7 protein-coding genes are annotated in these 7,871 nt (G+C 74.2%); 4 read left to right on the top strand and 3 right to left on the bottom strand.

The annotated features are described in order from the left end of the window. Positions 1 to 109: 109 nt before the first annotated feature. Complete coding sequence (locus tag LCD31_RS23990; RefSeq protein ID WP_255623381.1) at positions 110 to 1,249, bottom strand: macrolide family glycosyltransferase; 1,140 nt, start codon at positions 1,247 to 1,249, stop codon at positions 110 to 112. 587 nt (positions 1,250 to 1,836) lie between these two features. Then, on the bottom strand, positions 1,837 to 2,859 hold the full coding sequence (locus LCD31_RS23985; protein WP_224961525.1) for a tetratricopeptide repeat protein: 1,023 nt from the start codon (positions 2,857 to 2,859) through the stop codon (positions 1,837 to 1,839). A 395-nt stretch (positions 2,860 to 3,254) separates the two neighbouring features. On the opposite strand from LCD31_RS23985, the gene LCD31_RS23980 reads away from it, so the two are divergent. From LCD31_RS23980 to LCD31_RS23965, 4 genes are all read left to right on the top strand, one after another. Continuing rightward, positions 3,255 to 4,094: an NAD(P)H-binding protein gene (locus tag LCD31_RS23980; protein ID WP_224961523.1), complete on the top strand. Its 840-nt coding sequence runs from the start codon at positions 3,255 to 3,257 to the stop codon at positions 4,092 to 4,094. Then, complete coding sequence (locus LCD31_RS23975; protein ID WP_224961521.1) at positions 4,091 to 5,092, top strand: alpha/beta fold hydrolase; 1,002 nt, start codon at positions 4,091 to 4,093, stop codon at positions 5,090 to 5,092. Before LCD31_RS23980 ends, LCD31_RS23975 begins: the two co-directional genes overlap by 4 nt. A 43-nt stretch (positions 5,093 to 5,135) precedes the next feature. Then, positions 5,136 to 5,675, top strand: coding sequence for a GNAT family N-acetyltransferase (locus LCD31_RS23970; RefSeq protein WP_224961519.1), 540 nt, complete (start codon positions 5,136 to 5,138; stop codon positions 5,673 to 5,675). Positions 5,676 to 5,848: 173 nt separating this feature from the next. Next, positions 5,849 to 5,992: a hypothetical protein gene (locus LCD31_RS23965; RefSeq protein ID WP_224961517.1), complete on the top strand. Its 144-nt coding sequence runs from the start codon at positions 5,849 to 5,851 to the stop codon at positions 5,990 to 5,992. A 188-nt stretch (positions 5,993 to 6,180) separates the two neighbouring features. Here the strand turns inward: LCD31_RS23965 and glpK are convergent, their stop codons facing one another. Then, positions 6,181 to 7,680, bottom strand: a complete 1,500-nt coding sequence (gene glpK, locus LCD31_RS23960; RefSeq protein ID WP_224961514.1) for a glycerol kinase GlpK — start codon at positions 7,678 to 7,680, stop codon at positions 6,181 to 6,183. Positions 7,681 to 7,871 lie beyond the last annotated feature (191 nt).

Here is a 7,871-nt window from a genome sequence, read left to right as displayed (position 1 = left end):
CCCCCCCCCGGCCCGCGGCCCCCCCCCCCGCCGGGGCCGCCCCCCCCCCCCCCCCCCCCCGCCCGGGCGGGGGGCCGGGGGGGGGGGGGGCCCCCCCCCCCCGGGGACGTCAGGCCGACTCCGCGCCGAGCCGCGCTTCGACGATCTCCGCGGCGCGCCGGGCGCCGCCCGCTTCGCCGATCTCGCGGCGCATCGCCGCCGACCGGGCCAGCACTTCCGGGTCGGTGGACACCCGGTGCAGCGCCGCCCGCAGCGCCTGCGGCGTGGCCTCTTCCTTCGGCAGGTGCACGCCGAGGCCGAGCTCGGCGATCCGCGCCGCGTTCGCGAACTGCTCCGCGGCCTGCGGGATCGCGATCATCGGCACTCCCGCGTGCAGGGCCTCCATCGTCCCGCCCATGCCCGCGTGCGTGATGAACGCGTCGGCCTGCGACAGGACGTCGAGCTGCGGCACCCACCGGTGCACTTCGACGTTCGGCGGTACCTCGCCGAGCACCGCCGGGTCGACGACCTCGCCGATGCTCAGCACCACCTGCCAGTCGAGCCCGCCGAACGCCGCCAGGCAGTCGCGGTACAGCTGCGGCTGGTCGGTGAAGGCCGAACCCATCGAGATCAGCAGCACCGGACGAGCACCGGACCGCTGCCACGTCCCCTGGGTGCGGCGCGCGGTCAGCATCGGGCCGACGAAGGTGTGGTTCGCCGCCACCGACTCGGCGTAGTACTGGAAGGAGCGCGGGATGGTGACCACGCTGCACTCCCGGTCCATGGTCGCGAAGGTCAGCGGCGCCCCGTGCTCGGCGAAGAAGGCGTCGGCCTTGGCGTGCACCGCCAGCAGCTCGGGGGAGTCGTCGAAGCCGAAGACCTCCTCGATCCCCTCGAACCGGACGTGCGTCGGGGACAGGCAGATCGCCGGGACGCCCCACTCGTGGGCGAGCACCGGTGCTTGCAGGGTCCCGATGTCGTAGATCACCAGGTCCGGCCGGTCCGCGGCGTAGGCCGCGGCCAGCTGCGGGTGCACCGAGATCATCTCGTCGACGAACAGCAGCACGGCCGCGGCCTGGTCCTCCGGCCACTCCTGCTGGGTCGCGGCCGAGGGCAGCGTCGAGGTGTACCGGACCGGTTCGGCACCGGCCTCGGCGACCTGCGGGGCGAAGTCCTCGGTGACCGCGTAGGTGACGCGATGTCCCCGGGCGGCCAGTTCGGCGACGAGGCCGAGGCCGGGGTTGACGTGGCCGTGCGCGGGGACGGCCATGAAGGCGATGTGCGCGGATCTGGGCACGGGTTCACTCCGATTCGAGCTGGGCTGAGCTGGGCGGGCGCTCGCGAGCACGAGCGGGCGGGCTCCGCGCGGCACTTCGAAGGGGCTCACCACCGCGGACGGGGGAGCGGCGCGCGGGTGCGCCGGATCAGAGGTGCTGGTACCCGAACATGGCGCCACGGTAGCCCGGAACCGGTGGCGCCGTCCTCCCCTTTTTCGCCCGCCCGGCCGGGTTCCCCGTCCAGCCCGCGTCCCACTCGCGTCGCTGATCGCTGCCCGCACGCCGACCGCTGCTCCCGCGCTGACCGGCGCCCGCACGTCAAGCCGCGGTCCGCACCGGCTCCGCCCGGCCCGGCCGGAAAGCCGCAGCTCCGCGTTCGCGGGTCGGCGCTGCCCACGACCCCCGCCTCCGGAACGGCCGTCCGGCGAGCAGAACAGCCTGCCCGACGCCGAAACCGCTTTCCCCGCGAGCAGGACGCCCCGCCCGACGCCCGAAACGGCCCTCCGCGCGAGCAGAACGCCCCGCCCGACAAGCAGAACGCCCCGCCCGACAGGGTCGGACGGGCCGCCGCATCCCGCGCTCAGCCGGTGCGTTCCGCGATCGCGTTCTCCACCATCGTGCGGGTCTGCCACAGCTGGTTCCCGTTGACCTCGTCGCGCAACGCCACCAGGTCCGCCATCGTCGCTTCCGCGGGACGCCCCAACGCGTCGAGGCTCTTGAGCAGTCCCAGCCGGGACAGCGCGATGCCGCGCGGTTCGCGCAGCGCGCGGAACTTGTCGTGCGCGTCCCGGTAGGTGCGGGCGGCCTCCTGGTGGCGACCGGCGCGGAACTGCACGTTGCCGCGCATCTTGCGGTTGTAGGCGAGGGCGCTGGAGAGGTCCATCCGGCGGCAGGTGCGCTCAGCGGCGGAGAGCAGCTCCAGCGCCCGCTCGTGCTCGCCGCGCAGCGAGAGCACGTCCGCCTGCCCGCGCAGCGCCCACGCGTGGCCGCGGTCGTCGCCGGAGGCTTCGGCGACCTGCGCGGCTTCGGCGAACCGCCGGGCCGCCGAGTCGAGGTCGCCGGTGTTGCGCTCGATCTGGGCGAGTCCTTCCAGCGCCCACACGATGTGCCGGGATTCCTCGCGACGGCGGGCTTCGGCGAGCACGTGCTCGTGGAGTCCGCGCGCCCGCTCGAAGTCCCCTCGGATGCGCAGCGTCTCGGCGACTCCGGCGAACGCGTAGCCGTAGGCGGTGATGTCTCCGGCCTGCCACGACAGGTCGCGGCCCCAGGCGAGCAGCCGCAGCGCCAGGTTCAGCTCGCCGCGCTGGCGGGCCAGCGTGCCGCCGCTCCACAGCGCCCAGCCGCGGACGCCGTCGTTCCCGGCGGTGCGGGCGGCCCGGTAGGCGGCCTTCCACGCCCCGTCGGCCTCTTCCAGGTGGCCGAGCCTGCGGCAGGCTTCCGCGACGGCGAGCTCCGCTTGCGCGACGTCCAGCGCGGTGCCCCGCTCGGCCGCCCACCGGGACCGGTCGCGCGCCTGCGCCAGGACGTCCTCGTACGCGGTGTTCACCGACATGTCCCGGAGCGCGCCCTGGTACTCGGGGGCGAAAGCCCTGTTGCCGTCCATTCCGAAACCTGCCTCACTCGCCGAGCACCGCTGCCTGGCCGCCGTTCCTCGCTGAGGCGGGTGGTCGCCGCCCGACGCCCCGTGGCGGTGACCACCCGCGTTCCCCCGGTAACCCCTGACCCTCGTCGAACCTAGGCGCGCGGGTGGCAGGCGCGGATCGGCCGAAGTGCCGGAGGAGCTCGATCGATAGGCCGTGAAATCGCCGGCTCCTCGTACTTTCGGCCAGCGCTCGGCCGCTCGGCCGCTCCATCCGCGGGCGCCGCAGATAGGTCTCCGCGGCGCCGGTCAACGTGATGATTCGAATGCCTGCGACGCGTGCTCAAGGCTGTGACCTGCGCGTACGGTCGCGGATCGGGGCGGGCGGAGTAGCCGTCCGCGATCTGCTGGGGGATGTCATGACGGTGCTGGTGACCGGGGCGACGGGATCGGTCGGCCGGGAGGTGGTGCGCGGGCTGCTGGAGTCCGGCGTGCCGGTGCGCGCGGTGACCCGCGATCCGCGCCGGGCGGAGCTGCCGGCGCGGGCGGAGGTGGTCGCCGGCGATCTGGAGCGCCCCGCGGAGCTGCGCGCGGCGTTGGACTGCGTGTCGGCGGTGCACCTGTTCCCGGTGCCGGGCGGCGCGCGGGAGTTCGCCGAGCTGGCGGTGCGGGCGGGCGTGCGGCGGATCGTGGTGCTGTCCTCGGCGTCGGTCCTGGAGAGCGGGGCGGGCAGCTTGAGCGCGCAGCAGCACGCCCCGGTGGAGCGAGCGGTGGAGGAGTCGGGTGTCGCCGAGTGGACCCACCTGCGGCCCGGGGCGTTCGCGCTGAACGTGCTGGATTGGGCCGCGGACGCCCGGACGGAAGGTGTGGTCCGGCTTCCGTTCGCCGCGGCCGCTCAAGCGCTGGTCCACGAAGCGGACGTCGCCGCGGTCGCGGTCGAGGCGCTGCTCGGCGAGGGGCACGCCGGGCGGGCCTACGAGATCACCGGGCCGGCGGCGGTCTCCCAGCGGGAGCAGGTGGCGGCGATCGCCGAGGCGATCGGTGAACCGGTCCGCTTCGAGGAACCCGAACCCGACCAGGCCCGGCAGGCCCTGCTCGGCCGGGGTTGCCCGCCGGAGGTCGCGAAGATGCTGCTGGACTACCTGGCGGCCGCGGCCGAATCGCCGGACGTGCCCACCGCCACCGTGCGGCGGCTGACGGGCCGCCCGGCGCGCCGGTTCGACGAGTGGGCGCGCGACCACGCGGCGGACTTCCGGTGACGGCGCGGACGATCCGCTCCGGCGACGTGCGGTTGTGGAGCGAGTCGATCGGTGACCCGGCCGCGCCGCCGCTGCTGCTGGTGGCGGGGGACGTGACCTCCTCCCGCGGGTGGCCGGACGGGTTGGTGGCGCTGCTGGTCGAGGCCGGGCTGCGGGTGCTGCGCTACGACCACCGCGACACGGGTCGTTCCACGCACCGCGAGTTCGCCGCGCACCCGTACGGCTTCGACGATCTGGCGGCGGATGCGCTGGCGGTGCTGGACGGCTGGGGCGTGGCGTCGGCGCACGTGCTCGGCATGGGCCTCGGCGGTGGGTTGGTGCAGCTGCTGGCGGTCGCGGCCCCGGATCGGCTGCGCAGCGCGACGCTGCTGTGCACGCACGCGTTGGGCGTGGACTTCGCCCGGAACTGGGCCCTGGCCCGGGCGGGTGAGCCGAGTCCGGACGAGTTCCCGACGCCGCGGCCGTGGTTCGTGCGCCGCGGCGAGGAGCCGTCGGCGGCGACGGACCTGGAGTCGGCGCTGGCCGAGCGCGTCGAGTGGCACCGGCTGCTGTCGGGGGAGGAACTGCCGTTCGACGCCGCCGAGTTCCGGCGGGTCGAGCTGCGGGACGTCGAACACGCAGGCACCTGGCGCATCCGGGAACCGCATCCGCACGCGCTCCTGCCGCAGGTCCTCGTCGAGCGCGGCGCGGGCCTGGCGCGGATCGGCACCCCGACGCTGGTGCTGCAGGCGCCGCTGGATCCGATCAACCCGCCGCCGCACGGCAGGCTGCTGGCCGCCGCGATCCCCGGGGCGCGGTGCGCGGAGATCGCGGGCATGGGCCACGCGTTGCCGGGCGCGGTGCACGGGCAGCTGGTGCGGCACCTCGTCGAGCAGGTGGAGCTCGTCGACCGGGTGGAGCCGGCCGACCACGTCGAGCTCGTCGACCGGGCGGAGCCGGCCGACCAGGTGGAGCCGGCCGACCAGGCGGAACGGGCCGAGGGCGCGGAGCGGTCCTGAAATTCGGTACCGCCGAGGTGCGGAGTGCAGCAGACTCCCGCGCATGGAGCCGAGCGAGCAGTTGCACCACGACGGAGTGGACCTGCGCCGGTGGCGGCTGGAGGACGCGGGCACGGCGCTGCGGGTCGTGACCGAATCCCTCCAGCACCTGGGGCCGTGGATGGCGTGGGCGGCACCCGGCTACGGGATGAAGGAGGCCGCCGACTTCGTCGGCAAGGCTGAACGCGAGTGGGCGGCGGGCACGTCCTTCACCTACGCGGTGCTCGGCCCGGAGCGGCAGGTGATCGGTTCGGCGAGCCTGATGGACCGGATCGGGCCGGGCGGCCTGGAGATCGGCTACTGGCTGCACCCGGACTTCGAGGGCCGCGGCATCGCGCGCCGCGCGGCGCTGGCGCTGATCGACGAGGCGTTCCGGCTGGGCGCCGGGCACGTGGAGATCTGGCACGACGAGGCGAACCACCGCAGCGGCGCGATTCCGAAGGCGCTGGGGTTCGTGGAGGTGGGCCGTTCTCCGGCCGCACCGGAACAGGTCAGCCCGGCAGGAACCGGGATCCTCGTCGTCTGGCGCCTCCCTCGGCCATAACGCCGCTCGGCTGGTCCGCGACGGGATCCGAACACCGGGTCGGCGTGGGGCCGGGCGGTTCGGGCGGCGGTGCCGCAGAATGCCGGAGCCGGTGGGCCGCCGCGGGACGAGCGGGGGCCGGGGGCGAAGCCGTCGTCGGACGGCACCCGCACCGGCCGGGACGAGGGGGACGCATGCCGAAGGTGTCGGCGTCGTGGGCGCTGGCGGTCGGCGCGCTGATCGCGGTGGTGCTGGTGGTGCTCTCCGGGGGAGAACCCGTCGAACCCCGCCACGCCGAGTTCACCGGAGTCCCCGCCGCGGAACGAACGGCCCCCTGACCCGGCAGGCACCGAAGCCGCTGAGCCGACGACCACCTGAGCAGCGGAACCACCCGCGGGTTCTCAGCGGTCCCCTCGCGAGGACAGCTTTTTCGCATGTGGCGGAGCCACCTGTGAAAAAGACCCCGCAGCGAGGGGACCGCTGAGGTTCCGCCACCCGCCCCACCGAGGGGGACGAGCCGCCGGAATCACGCCCAGTCGAAGGTCTTGGTGACCGCCTTCTGCCACTGGCCGTACTCGTGCGCCCGCCGCTCCTCCGGCATGACCGGGTCCCACTGCTTGTCCTTCGCCCAGTTGGAGCGGATGTCGTCCTCCCCGGCCCAGAAGCCGACGGCGAGCCCGGCGGCGTAGGCGGCGCCGAGCGCGGTGGTCTCGCTGACGACCGGCCGGATCACCGGGACGCCGAGGATGTCGGCCTGGAACTGCATGAGCAGTTCGTTGCCGACCATGCCGCCGTCGACCTTCAGCGACTTCAGCGGGACGCCGGAGTCGGCGTTCATGGCCTCGATGACCTCGCGGGTCTGGAAGGCGGTGGCTTCGAGCACGGCGCGGGCGAGGTGGCCGCGGTTGACGAAGCGGGTGAGCCCGACGATGGCGCCGCGCGCGTCGGACCGCCAGTGCGGGGCGAACAACCCGGAGAAAGCGGGCACGAAGTAGGCGCCGCCGTTGTCCTCGACGCTGCGCGCGATCTGCTCGATCTCCGGGGCGCTGCCGATCAGCCCGAGGTTGTCCCGCAGCCACTGCACCAGCGAGCCGGTGACCGCGATGGAGCCTTCCAGGCAGTACACCGTGTCCTTCGAGCCGATCTTGTACCCGACGGTGGTGAGCAGCCCGTTGTCGCTCAGCACGGGCTCGGTCCCGGTGTTGAGCAGCAGGAAGTTGCCGGTCCCGTAGGTGTTCTTGGCTTCACCGGGCGACAGGCAGGCCTGGCCGAAGGTGGCGGCCTGCTGGTCGCCGAGGATGCCCGCGATGGGGAGCCCGCCGAACACGCCGCGCTCGCGGAAGTGCCCGTAGACCTCGGAGGAGGAGCGGATCTCCGGCAGCATCGAGGTGGGGACGCCGATCTGGCGGCAGATGTCCTCGTCCCACTCCAGCTTCTCCAGGTCCATCAGCAGGGTCCGGGAGGCGTTGGTGGGGTCGGTGACGTGCAGGCCGCCGTCGGGGCCGCCGGTGCTGTTCCACAGCACCCAGGTGTCCATGTTGCCGAACAGCAGCTCGCCCTTCTCGGCGCGGGCGCGGACCCCGTCCACGTTGTCCAGGATCCAGCGGATCTTGGTGCCGGAGAAGTACGGCGAGAGGGTGAGACCGGTCTTGGCGTGGAACCGGTTCTGCCCGCCTTCCTCGGCGAGCTCGCCGACGATGGTGTCGGTGCGGGTGTCCTGCCAGACGATGGCGTTGTAGACGGGCTTGCCGGTGGTCTTGTCCCACACGACGGTCGTCTCGCGCTGGTTGGTGATGCCGACGGCGGCGATCTCGGAGGTCACCAGGTCGGCCTTGGCGAGCGCCCCCGCGCACACCTGGCGGGTGTTGCTCCAGATCTCCTCCGGGTCGTGCTCCACCCAGCCCGCCTTGGGGAAGATCTGCCGGTGCTCGACCTGGTCGACGGCCACGACGCGCCCGCCGTGGTCGAAGATCATGCAGCGGGTGGAGGTGGTGCCCTGGTCGATCGCGGCGACGTAGGAGGCCATGTTGTCGTCCTTTTCGATGGATTCCGAGATGTGCGTGGGCTCGGGGTGAGTGTCACCCGCCCGGCCCGGTCGGGCAGCCCCCCGGTGCGGGAACGGGGGGGGGGGGGGGGGGGGGGGGGGGGGGCGCCCCCCCCCGCGCGGGGGGGCGGGGGGGGGGCGGGGGCGCGCGGCCCCCCGCGCGGGGCCCCCCC

It is taken from the genome of Saccharopolyspora sp. 6M, from assembly GCF_020176775.1.
Taxonomy (GTDB): Bacteria; Actinomycetota; Actinomycetes; order Mycobacteriales; family Pseudonocardiaceae; genus Saccharopolyspora_C; species Saccharopolyspora_C gregorii.
This window is presented reverse-complemented; position numbering and strand designations above follow the sequence as displayed.

Bases quoted from the DNA above. Each gene is read 5' to 3' on its own strand.
- LCD31_RS23990 (WP_255623381.1), bottom strand. From the start codon at position 1,249: ATGGCCGTCCCCGCGCACGGCCACGTCAACCCCGGCCTCGGCCTCGTC.
- LCD31_RS23985 (WP_224961525.1), bottom strand. From the start codon at position 2,859: ATGGACGGCAACAGGGCTTTCGCCCCCGAGTACCAGGGCGCGCTCCGG.
- LCD31_RS23980 (WP_224961523.1), top strand. From the start codon at position 3,255: ATGACGGTGCTGGTGACCGGGGCGACGGGATCGGTCGGCCGGGAGGTG.
- LCD31_RS23970 (WP_224961519.1), top strand. From the start codon at position 5,136: ATGGAGCCGAGCGAGCAGTTGCACCACGACGGAGTGGACCTGCGCCGG.
- LCD31_RS23965 (WP_224961517.1), top strand. From the start codon at position 5,849: ATGCCGAAGGTGTCGGCGTCGTGGGCGCTGGCGGTCGGCGCGCTGATC.
- glpK (WP_224961514.1), bottom strand. From the start codon at position 7,680: ATGGCCTCCTACGTCGCCGCGATCGACCAGGGCACCACCTCCACCCGC.